Here is a 23,065-nt window from a genome sequence, read left to right as displayed (position 1 = left end):
AAATCAACGGCCCGCACTCATCGAGTGGCGGGCCGTTGTCATTTCATTTGCCGCGGGCAGCGTCGAAACACTGCCCTGCGCCGTCGCGACATCACAATTGCTGCACGACTAACCCCGCGCAAAGCGCCCACATCATCGCGCCGACGATGCCGTCGAGTATCTGCCACGCCCGTGCCCGGGAGAACAACGGTGCCAGCAGCCGCGCGCCATAGCCCAGCGTGGTGAACCACAACACGGATGCCGTCATCGCGCCCGCTGCGAACCACGCGTTCCCGGGGGCCGGTTCACGCGCGCCGATGCCGCCGAGCAGAATCACGGTATCGAGATAGACGTGCGGATTGAGCACCGAGAGCATCAGCACGAGCACGAATGCACGCTGCCATGTCATCTCTTGCGTCGCCGCACGGCTGCCGTCCGCTTGCAAGACTCCGGTGCCGCGAAACGCAGCACGCCACGCACGCAAGCCATACCAGAACAGGAACGCAGCGCCGCCCCACGTGACAATCGTCAGAAAACGCGGATAGGCGGCAATCAGCCCGCCCATGCCCGCTACGCCTGCCGCGATGAGCAACATGTCGCAAACGGCGCATACAACCACTGCCAAGCCAACGTGGCGCTTCAGAATGCCTTGCCGCAACACGAACGCGTTTTGCGCGCCAATGGCAATGATGAGGCTGGCGCCGAGCGCCATGCCCCGCCAAAAAGCCGGATCAATCATCGATGCGCTTACTCCGCGTCGGGCTGCGCTTCAGGCGTGGCGCGCTGGAAGGCGTCGAGCGTCAAGCAATGGGCGTTCACCGCGGAAATGCGCGGGAACTGGGTCATATCGATCTTGAACCGATTGGCGTTGTAGATCTGCGGAACGAGACAGCAATCGGCCAGCGTCGGCGTGTCGCCGAACGTAAACTTGCCGGGCTGCGCCTGCGCCTGCAAACGCGCTTCGAGCGACGTCAGTCCCTCGACCACCCAATGCACGTACCACGCGTTCTTTTGTTCTTCCGTCACACCGAGTTGGTGCTTCAGGTAGCGCAGCACACGCAAGTTATCGATCGGGTGAATATCGGCGGCGATGTCCAGGGCGAGCGCGCGCACCTGGGCGCGAGCGACGGGGTCGGCAGGCAACAGCGCGGGTGTCGGGTGGGTGTCTTCGAGGTATTCGATGATGGCGAGCGACTGATGAATATTCGCTTCGCCGTCGACGAACGTCGGCACCAGTCCGTTGACGTTGAGCGCACGGTACGCAGGCTTAAGCTGTTCACCGCCGTCACGCACGAGGTGCACCGGCACGGTGTCGTAGTCGAGGCCCTTCAAATTGAGTGCGATCCGCACGCGATACGCGGCGGAACTGCGGAAATAGCTGTACAGCGTGGACATGGCTTCCCTCAATGGCAGGAATTTCGGGTATTCGGGCGGCGGTGCATGGCGCTCGCCAAGCCCCGCACAGACACGAGATGGTACTGCAAGCATCGCGCGCTGCAACCCCTGATTGCGTATGATGGAAGCCTGTCTGTGCCTCGCGGCACCACGCCTTAAGTCACCTCTCCACTCGAACACGTAAAGCGTCATGACCTCTGCTGCCCCTTTCGCCTGCGCACCGCTGCTCAAAACCATCGCCCGCGGGGCCAAAGGGGCACGGCCATTGAGCGCCGACGAGACGCGTACGTTGTTCGACGCGATTCTGGCGGACCGTGTGGCCCCGGCCGAGCTTGGCGGCGTGCTGATTGCTTACCGCATCAAGGGCGAGACGCCCGTTGAATTGCGCGCGATGCTCGACGCCGCCCATGCGACGTTCACCCCGCTGACCGCCCCCGAAAACGCACCGCCGCCGGTGCTGCTGCCGAGTTACAACGGGGCGCGCAAACAGCCGAATCTCACGCCGTTGTTGGCGTTGCTGCTCGCCCGGGAAGGCATTCCGGTGTTGGTGCACGGACAGCACCACAGCGGCGCGAATCGCGTGGGGACACAGGCGATCTTCGCCGCGCTCGGACATGACGCCTGCCGCTCGGGCGCCGAGGCCGAAGCCGCACTGCGCGCGCGCCGTGTCGCCTATCTGCCGATTGCCGCGCTGTCGCCTTCGCTCGAACGCCTGCTGGAGATGCGCGCGGCGCTGGGCGTACGGAATTCGGGGCACACGGTCGTGAAACTGCTCCAACCGTTCGCCGGACCGGCGCTGCGGCTGGTGAATTACACCCATCCGGAATACAAAGAGACACTCGGCGAGATGTTCGCCAACGCGGCGAACAGCCCCGCGCCCGGCGTACTGCTAGCGCGCGGCACCGAAGGCGAGCCCGTCGCCGATGCCCGCCGTCAGGGGGCCATCGACGGGTTCTCGGACGGTGCACATCGCGTCTGGCAAGACGCCGAAGAAGGCGCCTCGGGCGCACCGCCCGCCCTGCCGAGCGCTGACGCCGAATCCACGGCGCGGTGGATCGAGGCTGTGCTGGCAGGCGACGTCACCATTCCCGCCCCCATCGCCCGGCAAGTCGAGGTGATTCGGCAGGCGCTTGGTGTGGCCAAGTAAAACGAGGCAGACGAGCCACCGTCCAACCGGACTAGCGGGCTAAAGGACTGACGGACTGACGGACTGATGGACTTACGGGCTAGCGGGCTAGCGGGCTAACAGGCGAAGCGCCCGCCCCATCCGGCCGATTTCCGGCCACAAGCAGGTCCCGCCGCCCGAATATCGGTGATATCAAGATTTTTCGCCAAAATATCGATATTTCCGGAACATTTCATCCCGAAACACATCAAATCTTCTGCTTTGGAGTTCACGCGCGAAGCGTGTCAGAGGGACGGCCGATGTGTCGGCCAGATGAGCACGTGGCGCCCGGCGAACCGCGCTAAGCGGCAAGCCCCGTGGCGCTTACTCGGCCGACGCCATACGCGTTGCCTGCCATGAGATGAGGCGCCAGGCTTCGGCCTCGCGCACATGGACCGCGGTGTAGATCATCTGCGATTCCAGCGAGCCGGTCGCCGTCTCCAACTCGACCAGAAGCTTCCCGATCACGACGACGGTGTCGCCGAACTGATGCAATTGCTGATCCGACGGCTGAATGTCGAGATAGCGGCGGCGTCCGGACGTGAGCGCCCCCAGAAATTGCTGTTTTGTTTCGCATTTGCCGTTCGAATGCACGTATCGAACGCCATCGGCCAGAAGTGAGTCCAGTTTTTCGACATCGACCTCGACCATCGCGGAAAACCGCGCCGCTTCGAGCTCTCGTATTGCGTCGATATGCTTCCCAGCCATGCTGACCTCCCCGTCTCGCCGACACCTGAACACACGCGACTTGGGTTGCAATTTACACCATCCAGGTCACGTTTGCGCCAGTGACTTTTCCCGGAACCCCGGGGCTGCTGGAAAACCCCGAGACCTCGGAAACTTCCCGCCCAGTAAGGGTTCTAACGTCTTTAGCACTCGTCTGGAGAGAGTGCTAAAATGCTTTCCCAGAGGCTAACCAGGAGTCCACCACTTGAGTACTGCCGCCACTTTGCATCCGACGACGCCGGCCACCGGCACGGCGCCGAATTCTCGTGCCCTTGCTCTCGCCCCGTCGGCATTGATGCTGCCGGGCAGTCTGGGCAACATCGACAGCTACATTCAGGCTGTTCACCGTATTCCGCTGCTGACCGCCGAGGAAGAGCAGTCGCTCGCCAAGCGTCTGCGCGATAACGACGATCTCGACGCCGCCCGCCAGCTCGTGCTCTCGCACTTGCGTCTGGTGGTCTCGATCGCGCGTAACTACCTCGGCTATGGGCTGCCGCATGCCGACCTGATTCAGGAAGGCAACATCGGCCTGATGAAGGCAGTCAAACGCTTCGACCCCACGCAGGGCGTGCGGCTCGTGTCGTATGCCATGCACTGGATCAAGGCCGAAATTCACGAGTACGTGCTGAAGAACTGGCGCACCGTGAAGGTCGCCACGACCAAGGCCCAGCGCAAGCTGTTCTTTAACCTGCGCAGCCAGAAGCAAGGCTTGCAGGCGTTCACCCCGGAAGAAATCGATCAGGTCGCCCGCGATCTGAATGTGAAGCGCGAAGACGTCATCGAGATGGAAACGCGTATGTCCGGCGGCGATATCGCCCTCGAAGGGCATAGCGACGACAGCGACAGCGCGAGCTTCGCCCCGATCGCTTACCTTGCCGACTCGCATCAAGAGCCGACGGCAGTGATCGCCGCGCGCGAACGCGATCATCTGCAAAGCGACGGTCTGCAAACCGCCCTCGCCCGTCTGGACCCGCGCAGCCGCCGCATCATCGAAGCGCGCTGGCTGTCGGTCGAAGACGACGGCAGCGGCGGCGCCACGCTGCACGAACTGGCCGACGAATTCGGCGTTTCTGCCGAGCGCATCCGTCAGATCGAGACCGCCGCCATGAAGAAGATGAAGGGTGCACTGCAAGCGTTCGCTTAATCCACACTTAAGCCGCAGCCCGCTCCCCGCAAAAAGCCCCGCGATCCGTCGCGGGGCTTTTTGTTTTCTGGCGTCCGCCCAAGTTCACCCGTCATTTGCTTAGGACTTGATGCATCGCAAGGTCTACCGGCTGACCGGTCGATAGAATCGGTCCGTACGTGGCCATGCTACGTGCGAAGGACGGCCCCGGGGGCCGTTCGACGCGCCGGACCCTAGTCTCGAACCCGCTGCCCCTGTGCTGCCCCAAGGCAGCCGATCCGCATCGATCGGGTGTCATCCGCGTGTTATCTGCCCCCAGTGCGCTGCGGTTTGACATTTTTAAGCGATAAGGCACAATGCCGCGAGAGTCGACGCTGTTCCCAACACACCGACTCTCGACGCCAGGAGCCGTCACGGATGGACACCCACTCTCCTAGCAGTCCGAAGCCTCCCGCCACGGCAACCACGCCGGCGGTGGCGCATTCCGCCCTCGTCGCGTGGCTAATCCGGCGATGGCGTACCCGCCCTTCCCGTTTCATGCTCGAAATCTTGATCGTGCTCGCGATCAAGGTAGTACTCCTTTTCATTCTTAAGAACGCGTTCTTCGACGCCCCGATGGCCAAGCACATGTACTTGCCGCCGGACGTCGTGGCTCGTGCCCTGATCGGGCCGTCAGCCGACAAAACGCCATCCCCCACCCCCAGTCAAGGTGTCCGCCATGATCAGTAGCGAAGTCGTTGACCTCTCGCGCTTGCAGTTCGCCATAACGGCGCTGTATCACTTTCTGTTCGTCCCGCTAACGTTGGGCCTGTCGTGGCTGCTTGTCATCATGGAGTCGGTCTACGTGATGACCGGCAAGCAGATCTACAAGGACATGACCCAGTTCTGGGGCAAGCTCTTCCTGATCAACTTCGCCATGGGCGTGACCACCGGTCTCACGCTCGAATTCCAGTTCGGCACCAATTGGGCGTACTACTCGCACTACGTCGGCGACATCTTCGGGGTGCCACTGGCCATTGAAGGCCTGATGGCGTTCTTCCTCGAAGCCACGTTCGTCGGCCTGTTCTTCTTCGGCTGGAACAAGCTCTCGCGCATCGGCCACTTGGCCACCACATTCGCGGTGGCACTCGGCTCGAACCTCTCGGCGTTGTGGATTCTCGTGGCCAACGGCTGGATGAACAATCCGGTCGGCGCGCACTTCAACTACGAGACCATGCGCATGGAGTTGAACAGCATCTGGGACGTGATCTTCAACCCGGTCGCGCAGGTGAAGTTCGTGCACACGCTCTCGGCCGGTTACGTGACCGCCGCGATGTTCGTGCTCGGCATCTCGGCGTGGTATCTGCTCAAGCGCCGCGACGTACCGTTCGCCCTGCGCTCGTTCGCGGTGGCCGCCGGTTTCGGTCTCGCGTCGACGCTCTCGGTGATCGTGCTTGGCGACGAATCGGGCTACACCACGGGTGAAGTGCAGAAGGTCAAGCTCGCCGCCATCGAAGCCGAGTGGGAAACCGCCAAGCCGCCTGCATCGTTCACGCTGTTCGGTTTCCCGAACCAGAAGGAAGAGCGCACCGATTTTGCGGTGAAGATTCCTTGGGCGATGGGCCTGATTGCCACGCGCTCGGTCGACACGCCGGTGATCGGTCTCACGCAACTGCGTGACGAACACAAGGACAACATCAAGCGCGGCATGATCGCCTTCGCTGCGCTCGAGAAGCTGCGCAACGGCGACACGTCGCCCGCGGTGCGCGCCGAGTTCGACAAGTACAAGGACGATCTGGGCTACGGCCTGCTGCTCAAGAAGTACACGCCGAACGTCGTCGATGCCACGCCGGAACAGATCCACATGGCCGCGAACGACACCATCCCGCCAGTCGCGCCCGTGTTCTGGTCGTTCCGCATCATGGTCGGCCTGGGCTTCCTGTTCCTGTTCACGTTCCTGTGGGCCTTCTGGCTGTGCGCGCGTCGTCGCCTGCTCAAGCCGCGCTCGGCGTGGTTCCTGCGCTGGACGGTCTGGGCGATTCCGCTGCCATGGCTTGCCGCTGAATTCGGTTGGATCGTTGCCGAAATGGGCCGTCAGCCGTGGACCATCGCTGGCATCTTGCCAACCCATCTCTCGACGTCGTCGCTCTCGGCAGGCGATCTGTATCTGAGTCTCGCGGGTTTCATCATCTTCTACACCGCGTTGCTGATCATCGAGATGTTCCTGATGGTGAAGTACGTCAAGCTCGGCCCGTCGTCGCTGCACACCGGCCGCTACCACTTCGAGACGGAAGACGGTGCGAGCGGGGCCATTGGCCGCGACCGCCCGGCCTCGGTCTGATCGTCAGGGAGAAACCACATCATGATGATCGATTACACCGTACTCAAGCTGATCTGGTGGGTGCTCATCGGCGTGCTGCTGATCGGCTTCGCCTTCTTCGACGGCTTCGACATGGGCACCGGCACGCTGCTGCCTTTCCTCGGCAAGACCGACGCGGAGCGCCGCGTCATCATCAACACCGTTGCACCGACGTGGGAAGGCAATCAGGTCTGGTTCGTGACGGCCGGCGGCGCGATGTTTGCCGCGTGGCCGCTCGTGTATGCCGCCGCGTTCTCAGGCCTGTACTGGGCGCTGCTGCTCGTGCTGTTCGCGTTGTTCTTGCGTCCCGTCGGCTTCGACTATCGCAATAAGCTACCGAGCCCGCGTTGGCGTACGTCGTGGGACTGGGCGCTGTTCGTGGGCAGCGTCGTGCCGTCGCTGGTGTTCGGCGTGGCCTTCGGCAATCTGCTGCTCGGCCTGCCGTTCTCGTACGACAACACGCTGCGCTCGACCTACACCGGCTCGTTCTGGGCACTGCTCAACCCGTTCGCGCTGCTGTGCGGGCTGGTGAGCGTGCTGATGCTGGTGACGCACGGTGCGGCGCACTTGCGCATGAAGGCCGACCCGCTGGTGGCCGAACGCGCAGGCCGCATCATGCGGATGACCGCGTTGGGCACGTTGTTGCTGTTCCTCGTCGCGGGTGTACTCGTGGCCACGCATGTGGACGGGTTCGCCATCACGCAGATGGGGCCGACCGACTCACCGGCTAACCCGTTGATGAAGCAAGTCACCACGGGCCCGGGGTTGTGGCTCACGAACTACCACACGTATCCGTGGATGATCGCCGCCCCCGTCGTCGCGTGCCTGTGTGCATTGCTGGCGGCGTTGCTGGCCACCAGCCGCGCCTATGCATGGACGTTCGTGATCACCGGGCTGATGATGGCTGGCATCATCCTCACGGCGGGCTTCTCGATGTTCCCGTTCGTGATGCCGTCGGCCACCGCGCCGGGTAGCAGCCTTACGCTGTGGGATGCCAGTTCGAGCCAGCTCACGCTGCAAATCATGCTGATCGCCGTCGTTGTCTTCTTGCCGATCGTGCTCGCTTACACCGGCTGGGTGTACCGCGTGATTCGCGGACGCGTGACACTCGAAGAGGTCAACGAAAACCCGCACACGATGTACTGATCAAGGAGTTGCGACATGTGGTATTTCTCTTGGGTTCTCGGCCTTGGCCTCGCGCTCGCGTTCGGCATCATCAACGTGATGTGGTTCGAAGCGCATGACGATCTCGAACGGCGCAGTCAGGAAGGCAGCTAAGCCTCGGCATTGACTGGCTAAACATAGCAATGCAAACGCGCCCCTCGGGGCGCGTTTTTTCTTTGCACGCACAAAGAACGAAATTGGCGGTCTGGCGGCCAAGCTGGAGCGATGAACCCTCAGTAACGTTGCGACTCCCTGACCGACGAAACGAGGTTCGCCGTGCTTCCAACCCTTATGGGTGCCCCGTCCTCCAACCAATGCGGAGTGTGCGATCAACGCCACGCAACGCCCGCATTCGAGTATCTCGACTATGTCGCCCGCAGCCAGCGCGGCGCGGCAATCATCAATCGCACACCATTGCAACTGTCTTTCCTCCAGCTCGTTCTCGGCACGCCGCACGCGGCACTACGCCCGGAGCACCTGATCGACGCTGGCATGCTGCCTCGAGGCGCCGCCGATCTTGTTACACGGCTACTTTTCTATCCCGATGGAGAATTGCAACGGCGCATTCGGGCCACGCCAACGCTGCGCGCCTGGTTCGATCAGGCCACCGTGCCATCGCTGGGCGGACCGAATAACGACTCGCTGATCCTCTCGCTGCGCGTGCTCCAACTGTTTGCCCACGCGACCAGTGTGCCGATCGTATTCGACCCAAGACACAGAACCGTCACCTTCTATTACGCCCCCGGACGTTCGCACACGGAAGGCCGCGTCCCGGCCGACGGTGGCATAAGGCGAGCACTGAGCGATGCCGCAGAGGCGCGTGACGCCGACCTCTCCGGTGCCAGCCTAAGCCGCAATGCGCTCGATCTACTCGTGCTGACCAACGATATCGATGGTCAACCCCAGCGCTCCCCATTCTGGCAATGCGATGCCGACTGTTGGTGGCACGGCGCCGATACGGTACGCGCCGTCACTCAGCCACTCTCGGCGGAATTCGAGGCGTGGCTCGAAGCGCGACTCGGCAACGCCGTATCACGCTGTTCATTTCGTACGTTTGGGATCAATCGCGGTGAGCTTCCGCGAACGGCATGATTCACCCCACTTTTTCGCGAGGTTCTCGATGTTTTCGATTTCCAACCGTATCGCGCAAACAGCAAGCAATGGCGTGCGCCAACTCGGTCAGCAGCCCCAGAAACACGATTTGCTCAACTACGTCGCTCGTCGTGAAGACGACGCTCTCGTGGAGTGCCGCAATGGCCGCGAGTTACGTCATCTGCTGGACGTGGTCGGCACGCCGCACGCGGCGCTGACACTGAACGCCATTCTCGACACTGGCATGCACGCCGAAGGCGCGGTCGATTTGCGGGAACGTCTAGCGTCGTGCCGCGATGGCGAAATCGAGCGCCGCATTAAGGCCGTGCCGACGCTGCAACACTGGGCGTCCGATGCCACATGGCAGTTGCCAAGTGAGTCGCACAATCGGTCGCTGATGCTTTCGCTGCGTGTACTGCAACTGTTTGGACACAGCACCAGCGTGCCGGTGGTGTTCGATCCGGAAAACCGGCGTGTCGTATTTCACTATGTGGGGGGAAATGCACCGGACGCTGACGGGCAAGGCCGTTCGGACAGCAATGACGCGTCCAGCAACGATCGACTGCGCGTGTTGCTGCACGACGCTGCCGATGGCCGCAGCCCGAACGACCCGATTCATCGCGCGAGCCTGAATGCATTGACACTGCTAGTGAGCGCCAACGATATCGATGGCCTTCATACGCGCAGCACACATTGGCAACGACACTGGGATCGCTGGCGGCATGGCAACGACAACGTTCGCACGCTGTCGTTGCGCCTCACACCGGAGTTCGAATCATGGCTGGAAGCGCGCACGGAAACCGCCGTGTCGCACAGTCAGGACTACGCGCTCAGACAGCGCCTGACGGAGCAGGCGCGGAATCCCGACGATGTCGTCGAAATTAGCTCAACAGCGTCTTCAGATCCTGCGCCATCGCATCGACCGGCTCATCCGGACGCATGAACAAACGCAGTTGCCCCTTCGGATCGAAGACATAGATACCGGCGGTGTGATCGATGGTGTAGTTCGTCGGCGTCGAGCCCTCGACCTTGTTGACCACGACGCGGAACGACTTGGTCACTTGCTTCAATGCCGCATCGTCGGCCGGACGCAGCCCCACGAACGACGGATTGAATGCCGGAACGTACTGCCCCATCAGGTCTGCCGTATCGCGCTGCGGATCGACGGTCACGAACAGCACCTGCACGTTCTGCGCGTCGGGACCGAGCTTCTGCATTACTTGATTGAGTTCGGCCATCGTCGTCGGGCAAACATCCGGGCAGTGCGTGTAGCCGAAGAACATCACGACGGCTTTGCCCTTGTAATCGGCGAGCGTGCGCGTCTTGCCTTGCGGGTCTTGCAACGAAAAGTCCTGTGCGAACTCCTTGTTACCCGTGATATCGAGACTCTGGAACGTCGGACCTTCCTTGCCGCATGCAGCGAGCAAAACGGTGAGTCCCATCAGAAACATCGCGCGGCGCAACCAGATGACAGCAAGCTTCATGAACAAATGACCCCGAAACGTATGGAATAGATTGCCTGAAAAGACAACAGGCGCGCCGGCAGAGAAAACCGTACGCGCCTGTCATCGTCTGCGTCCGGCCGTGGCCGGATACCGCTCAGACACTTATCCGAGCAAATAGATCTGCACGTAGTGATCGATCAGCAACGCTGCGAACAGCAGCGAGAGATAGACGATCGAGTAGCGGAACATCGAGCGCGAGAGCGCATCGGAATAATTGCGCCACAGCTTCACCGCGTAGCCGAGGAAGATACCCGACAGCACCACCGCCGACGCCAGATACAGATAGCCGCTCATGCGATGCGCAAACGGCAGCAGCGACACGGCAAACAGCACCACGCTATAGAGCAGGATTTGCAGACGCGTGTACTTCTCGCCATGCGTGATCGGCAACATCGGCAGGCCGGAATTCACGTAATCCTGACGGCGGTAGAGCGCGAGCGCCCAGAAGTGCGGCGGCGTCCAGACGAAGATGATGAGCACCAGAATCCACGCATCGGCCGGCACGGCGCCGGTCACGGCGGCCCAGCCAAGGGCGGGCGGCATCGCACCCGCGGCACCGCCGATCACGATGTTCTGCGGCGTCGAGGGCTTGAGGATGATGGTGTAGATGAGCGCGTAGCCAACGAAGGTGCCCAGCGTGAGCCACATCGTGAGCGCATTGGTGAACGTGTAGAGCACGACCATGCCGGCCGCGCCCAGAATCGTCGAGAAGACGATGATCTGCCAAGGCGCGATTTCGCCACGTGCGGACGGACGCCACGCCGTGCGGCGCATGAGCGCGTCGACGCGTTGCTCGATCAGGCAGTTCACAGCGAAAGCGGAACCGGCAAGCAGCCAGATACCGATGGTGCCGCCGATCAGCACCTGCCACGGCACCATACCGCGCGTGGACAGGAACATGCCGATGACGGCGCAGAACACGGCGAGCTGCGTCACACGGGGCTTGGTCAACGCCCAGTATTGTGCGATACGGCTAGCCGGCGGATGGGGAAGGGTCGTGCTTTTCATACACTCAGAGGCAATGCGCTACGCCGAGCCAGTCGGGGCGCCAGCGAGTGGTGCGGCAGCCGGCTCCGCTGCGGGGAGGGGCTTCTGGCGGGCGGGATCGCCGGACTGATCCATCGGATTCAGACCCGTCGAAACAGACGCCGCCCGGGCGGCGCGAATGCGGTAGTTTAACATAACAAGCAATAGCAGCAGGACGGCCGCCCCACCGTTATGGGCAATGGCGTTAAGCAACGGCCACTGGAAAACGATGTTCGACAGCCCCGTCGCAAATTGCACGAGGACAAGGATAAATACCAGAGTTGCGGGCCGCCGTAGCGCGGCATGTCGTCGCAGGCGCGTGGCCAGCCACCCCAGATAAAGCACCACGATGACCGCAAACGTACGGTGCACCCAGTGAATCGCGACGAGCGCCTCCATCGGGATCACCTCCCCGCCGGCCGTCTTGCCCAGCTCACGCCAGAGCTTGAAGCCATTGTGGAAGTCCATCGACGGCACCCACTGACCTTGACACGTTGGGAAGTCGGTACAGGCAAGCACAGCGTAGTTGGTGCTCACCCAGCCGCCTAGCGCGATCTGGAACACCAGCAAGGCCAGCCCAATGAGCGCGGCCCAGCGCCAGCGCAGCGCCCCTGGGTCGGCCGCAATGCTCGACGCCGGTACTTGGCGCGACGCCAGCCAGGCCAATGAACCCAGCAAAGTGAGCGCCAGCATCAGGTGCGTGGTGACGATCACCGGCTGGAGTTTCATCGTGACGGTCCAGGCGCCGAAAGCACCCTGCACGCACACGAGAACGAACAGCCACGTGGCGAGCCACGGCGACTGCACCGGTGCGGCTTGCTGTCCGGCCTGCGTCGGACGCAGCACACGTGCCTGCAACCACTTCCGCCAAGCCATCACCATCAGCACGATGATGAGCACGCCCACGGCCATGGCGAAATATCGGTGGACCATCTCGATCCACGCTTTGACGAACGTCACCGGGCCGGTCGGCAGCAGTAACTGCGCGGCGTGAATATCGGCATGCGCGGCGAACGGCGACGACGTGCCGTAGCAGCCCGGCCAATCGGGGCAACCCAGTCCCGAATCCGTCAGGCGCGTAAAGCCGCCGAACATGATCAGGTCCAGCGTGAGAAAGGTCGTCACCCAAGCCAGCTTGCGGTACTTGTCGGGGTCGCGGCGCAACAGCACCCAGCCCAGCGGCAGCACCGCGATACACAGGCCGATGAAGCCCAGTTCCAAAAGGTAAAGCATCGGTTTTACGTCAATCCTTCGTCATGTCCGGCGCGTAATCGCACCCGGTTTTCCGCATTTCCGTCATTCGACCAATCAACCCGTACCCGACCACTTCAACAGCCGCGTCAGGTCGCTCTTGATGCGGCCCGGATCCGGGTTCTTCGGGAACGCCATCATCAGGTTGCCCAGCGGGTCGACCAGATAGATGTGATCGCGCAGGCCGGTGCCCTCTTGCGTGGGCAGCCAATTGGCCAGTGCCACCGGGTCGGCGCGCAAGCGGCGCGTGTTCTCGTAGGCAGTATCGAGTTTGTCCGATACCGCGTTGTCGTCCGTCACAAGCCAAATGGTTTCTACGCGCGTACGCTCATTGCCCTGCAACACGCGGATCTGCCGCATGTAAAAGAGCTTGCTCACGCAGCTTTCGTCACACGCGGCTGTATCGGCGCTGATCATCAGCCACTTGCCTTTGAGCGCCGTGAGCGGCAGTGTCTCGCCGGTCTCGTCGTCGCGCACAACCAGTGCAGGCAGCGGGCGTTGCGGCTCGATCAATTTGCCGTACGACGACGTGCCGCCCTGCGGCTTGAACACGTAATACATCAAATAGGCCGCCACTGCCGGTGCCGCACACACGACGAACAGTAGCACCAACATGCGCCGCGCCCGGCGACGTTGCACCGGATCGATGGCGGGTGGGTTCTGTGCGGATTTGGCCTGCCCGCTGGTCACCTCTGCACTCATATCTGCCTCATGTTCTGCGCTGGGTTCTCCAGCCGACGGCCACGTTTATACGCCAGACGCAGCCCCAACAACGCGAGGATCAGCGACATGCCGAACCACTGCGCCATATAACCATAGTTGCGATCCGCGCCGCTCGCCGGCGCCGGCCAGTCGCGCAGCAGATGATCGCCCGTGTCGTTACTCTGCATGATCACAAACGGTTGCAGCGGCAACCCGGTCTCGTGCGCATAGTCGTTCACGTCGAGATTCTGCCGGATCATCATGCCCGCTGCCGACCCGCCATGCCCCAGCTCGAACGCGCGCGACGGATCGGGCTGGGCGATGCCCTCGATCGTGACATCGCCCGCGGGCGTGGCGTACGGCATGATCGCGGCGCGATCGCGCAAATCGCGCGGCAGCCAACCGCGATTCACCAGTACGACGCGATCCGGCGTCACCTGCAACGCCATCACCACATAGAACCCGGGAAGTTCGTTACGCGGACGGTTATCCAGATACACCACGCGGTTCTGGAGAAAATGCCCTGTCACGCGAACGCGCCGGTTAGCGACATCGTCCAGCGTGTAGGTCTTGGCGTTGGGCCCACGCTCGAACTCGATCACCGGCGCATGCTCGGCTTGTTCGATCAGCGCCTGACGCGCCAACCGCATATGCGCGCGGTCGAACTGCCACACGCCGAGCGAAGCGGTCAGTGCCACGCCCAGCACGATAAGCAGCGCCGGTACCGGACGCATCCCGCGAAAAAGGGTTTTCAACACTTACGTTCCTTGTCTGGCAGCGCAGTGGGGCCGTGGGGACACTCGCGCACACTGCATTGCAGCGTGCCAGCCGATGTCCATTGCCCGATAATGACGCATTCCCGTCACCCGCCCGATTATGCGCATTCTCGTTGCCATCGCCTTCATCCTGATTCTCGGCAGTCTGGCGTCCGCATTGTTTTTCATGATGCGGGACAAGGGCCGATCGAATCGCACCGTGCATTCGCTCATGGTGCGTGTCGGCCTGTCTGTGACGCTGTTTCTGCTCATCCTGTTTGCTAACTGGATGGGCTGGATTCACAGCACGGGCATACGATACTGAGTCCCGCGCGGGCCCACTGCGGCAAATCGCCGCACCCATCTTCTACTCGCCATCCGATCCGCACCCTGCGTGCGAAAGCGTTCCCCGGATTGATGTCGCGGCGCGCATTGGCTGCGCACTTTGTCGCCCAAATACCGCTGCGACATATGGCCGCATTCTTAGCGCGCTCGCGGCGATTTCCCACGTCAACTGACGCCAGAAACAGAAACGCCGCCGGAATCCGGCGGCGTGTGACACCGAGGGAAGCTAGCTAACGCGACGCGTCAGAGCCAGTACACCACGACGTACAGCCCCAGCCAGACCACGTCCACAAAGTGCCAGTACCAGGCGGCGCCTTCGAAGCCGAAGTGATGCTCCGGCGTGAAGTGGCCCTTCATCAAGCGCACCAACATCACGGAGAGCATGATCGCGCCCAGCATCACGTGGAAGCCGTGGAAGCCCGTGAGCAGGAAGAACGTCGAGCCATACACGCCCGAGGTCAGCTTCAGGTTCAGCTCGGTGTAAGCGTGGTGATATTCATACGCTTGGAAGCCCAGGAACACGAAGCCCAGCACGACCGTGGCGAACAGCCAGAAGATCGCGCTGCCACGATGGTTCGCACGCAGTGCATGGTGCGAAATCGTGAGCGTGACACCCGAGGTGAGCAGCAGTGCCGTGTTGAGCGTCGGGATCGGCCACGGGCCCATCGTCTCGAACGCGTCGACCACGCCCGCCGGACCGGCATTCGGCCACACAGCGGTGAAGTCGGGCCACAGCAGCTTGTTGTCGAGATCGCCAAGCCACGGCATCGCCAGCGTGCGTGCGTAGAACAGCGCACCGAAGAACGCCGCGAAGAACATCACTTCCGAGAAGATGAACCAGCTCATCCCCCAGCGATACGAGACGTCGATGCGCTTGCTGTAGAGCCCGCCCTCCGACTCGGCGATCGAATCGCCGAACCACGAACGCAGCACCCACAGCACCCAAAGCAGACCGGCAAGTGCCGTCCACGGGGCCCACGATTGTCCGTTGACCCATGCCGCCGCCGAGCCGAGCACCACCAGCAGGCCGACGCTGCAACTCACCGGATGGCGCGATGGCGCCGGCACGAAGTAATAAGGCGCCGTTTGGTGTTGACCACTCATTCTTATCTCTCCAGGCTTGGTTCTCTTTATCTGATTTACGTCGCGAGGCGGATGGCGAGCTTCGCCAGCATCACCAACGCCACCACGAACAGGATGCCCCCGATCAGTCCCGCGAGAATCAAATGCACAGGGTTGAGCTGTGCCATGTCGCGGTCGTGATCACGCCCCTTACGCACGCCGAAGAACGACCAGAACACCGCTTTGATGGTCTGTACGAACGACAGCTTGCGACGGGTCGCCTCCTTGAGGTCATCCATTGCTGCCCTTACCTCCGCTTTCACCGGCTATCGCACCCGGCACGGTAGCCGGTGGGGTCGACACGTCCGCACGCTGGTTGGCGTCGGCTTTGCCGAGATCGAAAAAAGTGTAGGACAGCGTAATCGTCGTCACATCTTTTGGCAGCTTCGTGTCAACCACGAACACCACCGGAAACTCTTTGGCCTCACCGGCCTTGAGCGTTTGCTGCGTGAAGCAGAAACACTCGATCTTCTTAAAGTAGCTCGCTGCCTGTGCAGGCGCATAGCTCGGAATGGCCTGCGCACGCACGTCATGCGGTTGCTGATTCGCGACTTCGTACTCGATCGTGGCAATCTGTCCCGGATGAACGGTCAGACTGCTCTTGGCCGGCTTGAAACGCAACGGTCCCTGCGCATTCGCATCGAACTCGACAGTGATCGTACGGCTCTCGTCGACTTGCGAATTACGGGCGGTGATCTCGTTCGTACGATCGCCCAGTTGGTTGATGCCCACGAGATCGCAGAACGCGCGGTAGAACGGCACCATGGCGTAGCCGAAACCGAACATCACCGCGACCAGCAGCAACAACTTGCTGAAGGTACGCACATTGATCCGCCGCAAACCGCCCATATTCGTCCTTTCCGTCCTGCCGATTGCCGCTGACTGCGCTACCGCGCGCGACCTCGTGGGTCGCGCACCGCATCAGATCCCGCCCAACAGCTTGGCCTTGATCATCACGCCGAAGAAGAAGATCGCCACCACCGACGCGAGAATCAATCCCGTGCGCACGTTTTTTGCGCGCTGTTCACGACCGACTGACATGTTCAATGCACCTTCGGCGGCGTCTCGAACGTGTGGAACGGCGCCGGGCTCGGCACGGTCCACTCCAGACCTTCTGCGCCGTCCCACGGCTTGGCTTCGGCAGCCGGGCCGCCACGCCATGCCGGGATCGCCACGAAGAACAGGAAGTACACCTGCATCAGGCCGAAACCGAACGCGCCGATCGTCGCGATTTGGTTGAAGTCGGTGAACTGCGCCGGGTAGTCGGCATAGCGACGCGGCATGCCGGCCAGCCCCAGGAAGTGCATCGGGAAGAACGTCACGTTGAACGTGATGAGCGAGCCCCAGAAGTGGAACTTGCCGCGCCACTCGCTGTACATGTGGCCCGTCCACTTCGGCACCCAGTAATAGAACCCTGAGAATAGTGCGAAGAGTGAACCGGCCACTAACACGTAGTGGAAGTGCGCCACCACGTAGTAAGTGCCGTGCATCTGAATATCGAGCGGGGCCAGCGAGAGAATCAGGCCGGTGAAGCCGCCCATCGTGAACACGAACAGGAAGCCCACGGCGAAGAGCATCGGCGTCTCGAACGTGAGCGCGCCCTTCCACATCGTGGCCACCCAGTTGAACACCTTCACGCCGGTCGGCACCGAGATCAGCATCGTCGCGTACATGAAGAAGAGCTGGCCCGTCACCGGCATGCCGGTCACGAACATGTGGTGCGCCCACACCATGAACGAGAGAATCGCGATCGACGCGGTGGCGTACACCATCGAGCTATAGCCGAACAGCGGCTTGCGCGAGAACGCCGGAATCACCTGCGAGACGATCCCGAACGCCGGCAAGATCATGATGTAGACCTCGGGGTGACCGAAGAACCAGAAGATGTGCTGGTACATCACCGGATCGCCACCGCCTGCTGCGTTAAAGAACGACGTACCGAAGTGACGGTCCGTGAGCAGCATCGTGATCGCACCGGCGAGCACCGGCATCACGGCGATGAGCAGGTACGCGGTAATCAGCCACGTCCACACGAACATCGGCATCTTCATGAGCGTCATGCCCGGCGCGCGCATGTTCAGAATGGTCACGATGATGTTGATCGCGCCCATGATCGACGAAGCACCCAGAATGTGTGCACCGAAGATCGCCAGATCCTGGCCCGGGCCCATCTGCACCGACAGCGGCGCGTACATAGTCCAACCGGCTGCCGTGGCACCGCCCGGCACGAGGAACGACGAAATCAGCAGCAGACCGCCCACCGGCAGCAGCCAGAAGCTGAAGTTGTTCATCCGCGCGAACGCCATGTCCGACGCGCCGATTTGCAGCGGGATCATCCAGTTCGCAAACCCCACGAACGCCGGCATGATCGCGCCGAAAATCATCACCAGCCCGTGCATGGTGGTGAGCTGGTTGAAAAACTCCGGACGAATGAATTGCAGGCCCGGTTCAAACAATTCCGCACGGATCATCAACGCCATCACGCCGCCCGAGAGCAGCATGACGAACGAGAAGATCATGTACATCGTGCCGATGTCCTTGTGATTCGTCGCGAACAGCCAGCGACGCCACCCATGCGGATGGTCGTGCGCGTGATCGTCGTGACCCGCCACGTGATCGTGAGCGATGGAACTCATACCCAATCTCCTTCCTCGACTTGGTCGAACGGCACTTAACTATTCTTCGCTGCGCTAACGGCGGTGGCGGCATCGCCGGCATTGGCCGACTTGTTGCCGCGCGCCTCGCGCACCTGCGCCGGCTGAACGACGTCGCCGGTCTTATTGCTCCACGAGTTGCGCTCGAACGTAATCACAGCGGCCAACTCTACGTCGTTCAGGTGCGACCAATTCGGCATCGCATTCTTGCCATGCAGCACGATACTGATGTGATCGGCCACCGGGCCCGTCACGATCTTCCCGCCATCGAGTGCCGGGAATGCACCGCCGCCCTTACCGTTCGGCTGGTGGCAAACTGCGCAATTCGAGGCGTAGACCTTCTGGCCGCGCTCCATCAGTTCTTGCACGGTGTAGGTCTTGTTGGGATCGTCGGCCGACGCGGCCATGAGCTTCTTCTGCGCATCGACCCACTTGGTGTAGTCCTCTTCCGAGACGACCTTCACCACGACCGGCATGTACGCGTGTTCCTTACCGCACAGTTCGGTACAGAAGCCGCGATACTCGCCGACCTTCTCGGCCTTGAACCACGTGTCGCGCACGAAGCCCGGAATCGCATCCTGCTTGATACCGAACGCCGGAACGTAGAACGAGTGGATCACGTCGTTCGCCGTCGTGATCAGGCGCACCTTCTTGTTGACCGGCACGACCATCGGGTTATCGACTTCTTGCAGGTACGTGTTGCTCTTTGCTTCCTGCCCGTCGATCTGGCTGCGCGGCGTGCTCAACGTCGACAGGAACTTGATGCCCTCGCCGTCGCCCTTGAGATAGTCGTAGCCCCACTTCCACTGATAGCCGGTGACCTTGATGGTCAAGTCGGCGTTGGTGGTGTCTTTCATCGCCACCACGGTCTTCGTGGCGGGCAGCGCCATCAAAATCACGATGATGAACGGCACGACCGTCCAGATCACCTCGACGGTGGTGCTTTCATGGAAATTCGCGGGCTGATGGCCCTTGGATTTGCGGTGCTTGAAGATCGAATAGAACATCACGCCGAACACGCCGATGAAGATCACCAAGCAGATGATCAGCATCATGTTGTGCAGGCTGTGAAGCTCTTCCGCAAGCTTAGTGACCGGCGGCTGGAAGTTGAGCTCGTTGACGGCCGGTCCCCCCGGCATATCGGTGACCGCCGCCACTGCCAGTGCCGGAGCGCCGGCGAGCAGTGAGGCGCCCGCAAGGAAAGCCGCCAAGGCGTGTTTCGTTTTTTTCATAGCTTCCTTACCCAAAATTACCATCCAAATCCTCCCTGGCGGTCGCCCGAGATCGTCTCCATCTCTCTCAGGCCTCTTGGGCAAGACAACGGCGCAGCTCGCGCGCAAAGTGTTCGCGGCGATGCGGCGCAAGATAAGCACCGACAGTGACCGAGCGACCACCCGAGCGCAAGATGATGCGCAAACGCGGCGGCTTCTCGATGTCGATGCGTACCCAGCGGGGATTGAACTCGTATTGCGTCAACCTCTGTGCTGAACGTTGCTCGACCACAAGGCTCACGGGCGACAACCGAATGACCTCGTAATCTGTGGCATGCCGGGCATGAATGACGAACGCAACGCCCACCACGAGCAAGTCCAGGCCTGTGAACGGCAAGACCAACCACCCACCGCGCCACGCCGCAATCAAGGCAACACCCAGCGACACGGCGGCCAACGACAGGTAGAACAGGACAAACTGGCGCGGCGATATCGCGCAGTTGCGCTTGTGCTTCCATTCCTTCGTCACCGATCCGGCTTCGGAAGAAGAGGCTGCGAGCATCGCCGTCACCCGTGGGGCATTTTGGGTCTTTCATGTCCGACGGCCGGGAACTAGTTACGTCCGGGCCGCGACAAACTGCCGCATTATAGAACGCGCCTTCTCGAAGCGACAACATTGATACCGAGTATTTGGCGCGCCATAGCATCCTCCTGAACTCATTGATGCAAAAGGGAAATCCGGTTATTCCCTTAGCCAATGAAGCCCGCGCGAAAGCGTCTACGGGATACTCCCTATGCTTTGTGCGTTTGACACGTTGCAACACGACACAAGTCATTGCGGTGTCCTGAATAGCCGGTCGCAAGTCTTGTCGAACGCTTCGTGCCGCCTTGTTCATGGATAGGATCGCGACACTGTCATGGGCATCGACACGGGACACGCGCACGTTGCGATGCGGGATTCGTCCGATATCCATCAACAGTAGACGCTGTGCCGAATTTCGCGTGCGACGTTATGTCGCGCCCGCCTCCGGGTCGCATCCTGACAACACTCTGATGACGCGCCGATGACCGTGAGCGTCGGCACGCGATATCGCGTGCTACAAGCGACGCATGTTCCCTACATGAACGCCGATGCCGGCGAAACGATGCCATGCGTTGCGCGATCCTTCATGCGTTTGCCGATGGCCTGCAAACGCTTCAGTCGGCCAACGACTTCGACGTCCTTCATGCGAAGTTGCAATCGCTGTGCGAGCTGCTCAGATATCGCCACTTTCGCTATCAAGGGCAATTCACCCTGGCGCGTGGCGACACTGCGCAGCCCCAAGTCTCCAATTACCCCGAAGCCTGGCTGCGCCGTTACGACGAACGCGGCTATGCCGCCCTCGATCCGGTACTCGCCAAGGCGGGCACACAACTCACGCCAGTGGAATGGACGCCAGATCTGTTCACGACGCCCGATGCCGCGCGTTTGCGCAGCGAGCAGGCAGCCGCAGGACTTCGCATGGGCGTGACGTACCCGGTGTTCGCGCCGTCCGGGGCACCCGGGATATTGAGTCTCGCCGCGCCCGATGTTCGTCCGCGACCCCGGCTGCGCGCATGGACCCTTCATCTCGGCGCGACATTGGCCATGCACGTACACGACGCGGCTCGGCGCATCGTGCAACGCGAGGCGGCACCGGCGTCGCCACCGGTATTGACGCCGCGCGAGCGTGAGTGCCTTCAATGGGTGGCACGCGGCAAAACGTCATGGGAAATCGGCCGCATTCTGACCATCTCGGAGCATGGGGTGGTCTTTCATCTGCGCAGCGTCATGCGCAAGTTCGACGTATCGAGCCGTCATCGCGCCGCTACGCTGGCGAGCGAATACGGATTGCTCGACGAAGACTGCCGCGGTGCGCTCACGCAAACCGCCGCAACCTCGTGACGCAGTTCGGCATCATGTTCGCGACATAAATATCGCCGCTCGCGTCGACGGCAAGCCCGTGACCGATGGCACCGAAAGTGCGGCAACGGCCGATCAGTTGCCCACTCGGCGTGTAAGCGCAAAGTCGTGGCGTCTGATCGGTCACGTAGACGATGCCGTCACGACCGATGGCGATGGCTGTCGGCAGATGCAGCCCGCGAAGCTCGCCGCAACACTGTCCGTCGGCAGAAAACCGCTGCACCCGATGATTCTCGCGATCCACCACCCAGACCTGATCGTCGGCATCGACAGCGATGGCATGCGGGTTGCTAAATTGTCCGGCTTCTTCACCCGGACTGCCCCAACTCGCGATGTGGCGGCCCGCTGCCGAAAATCGATGGACGTGTGAATTGCCGTAGCCATCCGAGACGAATATCTCCCCGCTCGGAGCAACCGCCACACCAGTCGGATGATTAAAAGGCTCGCGCCATCTGGGTTCGTCGGCAACGCCAAGCGTGGTGTCGATCTGCGCGTCGGCGCCGAAGCGATGCACGCAATGACGGTCCGAATCGACGACCAGCAGCCTGCCTTGTGCGTCGAAACATGCGCTGTGGCCGTGTGTCATCTGGTCGAGCTGCCATGCGCCCTTCGCTTCCCCTTGTTCGTCGAACCACCGAATGACAGGCGCGCCTCGCATGATCAACGCCACACGGTGCGCCTTGTCGACAGCGACGTCGGAGACGAGTACACCACGCAAATCCTCCGAGAACGGCGAGGCATCGACGTGATACCGTCGCGCCCCGAGCGCCACGACGCGCGCTTCACCACATGCCGGTGCGGTCGTCATGCGTCGGCCCCGTTGCGCGCATCGCCGCGCATCGGATCGCGCCTAGCGGCAAGGTCGGCGAGTGTTTTGTAACGCGTCAGTGTGAAGGTGTCGCTCGCCGCATTCACGAACTCGCCGCCGCCGAGTCTGCCGATGGGTTGGAGCGCGCGAAGATCGACCTGATGCGTCGCCGGGTCGAGCAGCGCATCGTCCACGTGCGCTGCCAGCACCGTGCCAAGGACAACCCACCCTCCCCCGGGCGCCGCGCTGATCTCGATGATGTCGCGAACCACGCATTCGAATGCCACACCCGCCTCCTGAACGCGCGGCGGACGCACCCGCGAAGATGTCACCGGCGTGACACCTGCCAACGCAAATTCCGATTCCCCAGGTGGCAGCGGCGCGGCACTGAGATTCACCGCTTCGATACACGACGCACTCGCCACATTCACCACGAACTCCGGCACGTCTTCGATGTTGCGCAGCGTGTCCTTCTTTTGCATTGGCGGCGGCGGCACCACAGGACAGAACAGCACGGTCATCGGCACGCAGCACACGCCCATGAAGTACGCATACGGCGCGAGATTGGGGCGGCCTTGCCGGTCGACCGTGCTCACCCAGGCAATCGGCCGCGGCAGGATGGTGCTCATCATGAAGTTGTAGATGCGGGCTTCGTCAAGCGTCGTTGGATCGATCTGCATATTGCCCCTCGATAGGTGTGCGGAGTACGCGGTGGTGCGTAGTGCGTCATAAAGCGCGTAATGAGGCACGCAATGAAGCGCA

The 23,065-nt window shown here is 61.9% G+C and carries 26 protein-coding genes and 1 pseudogene; 10 read left to right on the top strand and 17 right to left on the bottom strand.

The genetic code is table 11. The features are described from left to right. Positions 1-91 precede the first annotated feature (91 nt). Positions 92-718 (bottom strand): LysE/ArgO family amino acid transporter, encoded by a 627-nt coding sequence (locus tag PPN31114_RS13175; RefSeq protein ID WP_150679924.1) that lies wholly within the window; start codon positions 716-718, stop codon positions 92-94. An 8-nt stretch (positions 719-726) separates the two neighbouring features. After that, on the bottom strand, positions 727-1,374 hold the full coding sequence (maiA, locus tag PPN31114_RS13170) for a maleylacetoacetate isomerase (RefSeq protein ID WP_150679923.1): 648 nt from the start codon (positions 1,372-1,374) through the stop codon (positions 727-729). A gap of 190 nt (positions 1,375-1,564) precedes the next feature. Here maiA and ybiB point away from each other — a divergent pair, with 190 nt between their 5' ends. Further along, entirely contained in the window at positions 1,565-2,521 is a 957-nt protein-coding gene (ybiB, locus tag PPN31114_RS13165; protein ID WP_150679922.1) for a DNA-binding protein YbiB, read from the top strand. Positions 2,522-2,863: 342 nt separating this feature from the next. Here the strand turns inward: ybiB and PPN31114_RS13160 are convergent, their stop codons facing one another. Beyond that, entirely contained in the window at positions 2,864-3,247 is a 384-nt protein-coding gene (locus PPN31114_RS13160) for a nuclear transport factor 2 family protein (RefSeq protein WP_150679921.1), read from the bottom strand. A gap of 223 nt (positions 3,248-3,470) precedes the next feature. On the opposite strand from PPN31114_RS13160, the gene rpoH reads away from it, so the two are divergent. From rpoH to PPN31114_RS13125, 7 genes are all read left to right on the top strand, one after another. After that, entirely contained in the window at positions 3,471-4,409 is a 939-nt protein-coding gene (gene rpoH / locus PPN31114_RS13155) for an RNA polymerase sigma factor RpoH (RefSeq protein ID WP_150679920.1), read from the top strand. A gap of 396 nt (positions 4,410-4,805) precedes the next feature. Then, positions 4,806-5,117 (top strand): cytochrome oxidase putative small subunit CydP, encoded by a 312-nt coding sequence (gene cydP, locus PPN31114_RS13150; protein WP_150679919.1) that lies wholly within the window; start codon positions 4,806-4,808, stop codon positions 5,115-5,117. Next, positions 5,107-6,708 (top strand): cytochrome ubiquinol oxidase subunit I, encoded by a 1,602-nt coding sequence (locus tag PPN31114_RS13145; protein ID WP_087724032.1) that lies wholly within the window; start codon positions 5,107-5,109, stop codon positions 6,706-6,708. Before cydP ends, PPN31114_RS13145 begins: the two co-directional genes overlap by 11 nt. Positions 6,709-6,735: 27 nt before the next feature. Next, positions 6,736-7,872 carry a cytochrome d ubiquinol oxidase subunit II gene (gene cydB / locus PPN31114_RS13140; protein WP_150680407.1) on the top strand — a complete coding sequence of 379 codons (1,137 nt, stop codon included), beginning with the start codon at positions 6,736-6,738 and terminating at the stop codon, positions 7,870-7,872. Between the two features lie 15 nt (positions 7,873-7,887). Next, complete coding sequence (gene cydX, locus PPN31114_RS13135) at positions 7,888-8,004, top strand: cytochrome bd-I oxidase subunit CydX (protein ID WP_064675025.1); 117 nt, start codon at positions 7,888-7,890, stop codon at positions 8,002-8,004. A 162-nt stretch (positions 8,005-8,166) separates the two neighbouring features. Beyond that, on the top strand, positions 8,167-8,982 hold the full coding sequence (locus PPN31114_RS13130) for a hypothetical protein (protein ID WP_150679918.1): 816 nt from the start codon (positions 8,167-8,169) through the stop codon (positions 8,980-8,982). A gap of 28 nt (positions 8,983-9,010) precedes the next feature. After that, complete coding sequence (locus tag PPN31114_RS13125) at positions 9,011-9,925, top strand: hypothetical protein (protein WP_150679917.1); 915 nt, start codon at positions 9,011-9,013, stop codon at positions 9,923-9,925. On the opposite strand, the gene PPN31114_RS13120 is transcribed toward PPN31114_RS13125, so the two are convergent. The 5 genes from PPN31114_RS13120 to PPN31114_RS13100 form a co-directional block, all read right to left on the bottom strand. Continuing rightward, entirely contained in the window at positions 9,864-10,466 is a 603-nt protein-coding gene (locus tag PPN31114_RS13120; RefSeq protein WP_150679916.1) for an SCO family protein, read from the bottom strand. The two genes, PPN31114_RS13125 and PPN31114_RS13120, sit on opposite strands and share 62 nt — an antisense overlap. A gap of 123 nt (positions 10,467-10,589) precedes the next feature. Next, positions 10,590-11,495 carry a heme o synthase gene (gene cyoE, locus PPN31114_RS13115; RefSeq protein ID WP_150679915.1) on the bottom strand — a complete coding sequence of 302 codons (906 nt, stop codon included), beginning with the start codon at positions 11,493-11,495 and terminating at the stop codon, positions 10,590-10,592. Between the two features lie 18 nt (positions 11,496-11,513). Then, positions 11,514-12,746 carry a COX15/CtaA family protein gene (locus tag PPN31114_RS13110; protein ID WP_150679914.1) on the bottom strand — a complete coding sequence of 411 codons (1,233 nt, stop codon included), beginning with the start codon at positions 12,744-12,746 and terminating at the stop codon, positions 11,514-11,516. Between the two features lie 75 nt (positions 12,747-12,821). Beyond that, positions 12,822-13,466 (bottom strand): SCO family protein, encoded by a 645-nt coding sequence (locus tag PPN31114_RS13105; protein ID WP_370865871.1) that lies wholly within the window; start codon positions 13,464-13,466, stop codon positions 12,822-12,824. After that, a complete protein-coding gene (locus tag PPN31114_RS13100; protein WP_150680405.1) occupies positions 13,463-14,200 on the bottom strand; it encodes an SURF1 family protein in 738 nt (245 codons plus the stop codon). Before PPN31114_RS13100 ends, PPN31114_RS13105 begins: the two co-directional genes overlap by 4 nt. Positions 14,201-14,342: 142 nt before the next feature. On the opposite strand from PPN31114_RS13100, the gene PPN31114_RS13095 reads away from it, so the two are divergent. Continuing rightward, positions 14,343-14,546 (top strand): twin transmembrane helix small protein, encoded by a 204-nt coding sequence (locus tag PPN31114_RS13095; protein ID WP_058377116.1) that lies wholly within the window; start codon positions 14,343-14,345, stop codon positions 14,544-14,546. Between the two features lie 263 nt (positions 14,547-14,809). Here PPN31114_RS13095 and PPN31114_RS13090 read toward each other — a convergent pair whose 3' ends face one another. The 7 genes and pseudogenes from PPN31114_RS13090 to PPN31114_RS13065 all read right to left on the bottom strand — a co-directional run bounded on the left by PPN31114_RS13090 (position 14,810) and on the right by PPN31114_RS13065 (position 20,115). After that, the gene (locus tag PPN31114_RS13090; protein WP_150679913.1) at positions 14,810-15,670 is read right to left on the bottom strand and encodes a cytochrome c oxidase subunit 3; all 861 of its coding nucleotides are present in this window, start codon (positions 15,668-15,670) and stop codon (positions 14,810-14,812) included. A 35-nt stretch (positions 15,671-15,705) separates the two neighbouring features. After that, entirely contained in the window at positions 15,706-15,927 is a 222-nt protein-coding gene (locus tag PPN31114_RS13085) for a DUF2970 domain-containing protein (protein WP_150679912.1), read from the bottom strand. Then, positions 15,920-16,537, bottom strand: a complete 618-nt coding sequence (locus PPN31114_RS13080; RefSeq protein ID WP_246182530.1) for a cytochrome c oxidase assembly protein — start codon at positions 16,535-16,537, stop codon at positions 15,920-15,922. The genes PPN31114_RS13085 and PPN31114_RS13080 overlap by 8 nt, the downstream gene beginning before the upstream one ends. Before the next feature lie 72 nt (positions 16,538-16,609). After that, on the bottom strand, positions 16,610-16,729 hold the full coding sequence (locus PPN31114_RS26305) for a cytochrome oxidase small assembly protein (protein ID WP_217426946.1): 120 nt from the start codon (positions 16,727-16,729) through the stop codon (positions 16,610-16,612). A gap of 2 nt (positions 16,730-16,731) precedes the next feature. Then, the gene (gene ctaD, locus PPN31114_RS13075; RefSeq protein WP_150679911.1) at positions 16,732-18,324 is read right to left on the bottom strand and encodes a cytochrome c oxidase subunit I; all 1,593 of its coding nucleotides are present in this window, start codon (positions 18,322-18,324) and stop codon (positions 16,732-16,734) included. A 38-nt stretch (positions 18,325-18,362) separates the two neighbouring features. After that, positions 18,363-19,598, bottom strand: a pseudogene (gene coxB / locus PPN31114_RS13070) (cytochrome c oxidase subunit II); the annotation flags it as partial. Positions 19,599-19,641: 43 nt separating this feature from the next. Then, a complete protein-coding gene (locus PPN31114_RS13065; RefSeq protein ID WP_150679909.1) occupies positions 19,642-20,115 on the bottom strand; it encodes a DUF2244 domain-containing protein in 474 nt (157 codons plus the stop codon). Positions 20,116-20,703: 588 nt separating this feature from the next. Here PPN31114_RS13065 and PPN31114_RS13060 point away from each other — a divergent pair. Further along, entirely contained in the window at positions 20,704-21,477 is a 774-nt protein-coding gene (locus tag PPN31114_RS13060) for an autoinducer binding domain-containing protein (RefSeq protein WP_150679908.1), read from the top strand. Here the strand turns inward: PPN31114_RS13060 and PPN31114_RS13055 are convergent. After that, positions 21,452-22,303 (bottom strand): NHL repeat-containing protein, encoded by an 852-nt coding sequence (locus PPN31114_RS13055; RefSeq protein WP_150679907.1) that lies wholly within the window; start codon positions 22,301-22,303, stop codon positions 21,452-21,454. The genes PPN31114_RS13060 and PPN31114_RS13055 overlap by 26 nt on opposite strands. Further along, the gene (locus tag PPN31114_RS13050) at positions 22,300-22,983 is read right to left on the bottom strand and encodes a flavin reductase family protein (protein ID WP_150679906.1); all 684 of its coding nucleotides are present in this window, start codon (positions 22,981-22,983) and stop codon (positions 22,300-22,302) included. The genes PPN31114_RS13055 and PPN31114_RS13050 overlap by 4 nt, the downstream gene beginning before the upstream one ends. Positions 22,984-23,065 lie beyond the last annotated feature (82 nt).

The sequence above is a fragment of the Pandoraea pneumonica genome (genome assembly GCF_902459645.1).
In the GTDB taxonomy this organism is placed as follows: Bacteria; Pseudomonadota; Gammaproteobacteria; order Burkholderiales; family Burkholderiaceae; genus Pandoraea; species Pandoraea pneumonica.
Note: the sequence above shows the minus strand (reverse complement) of the source record. Positions and strands in the feature narration are given on the sequence as shown.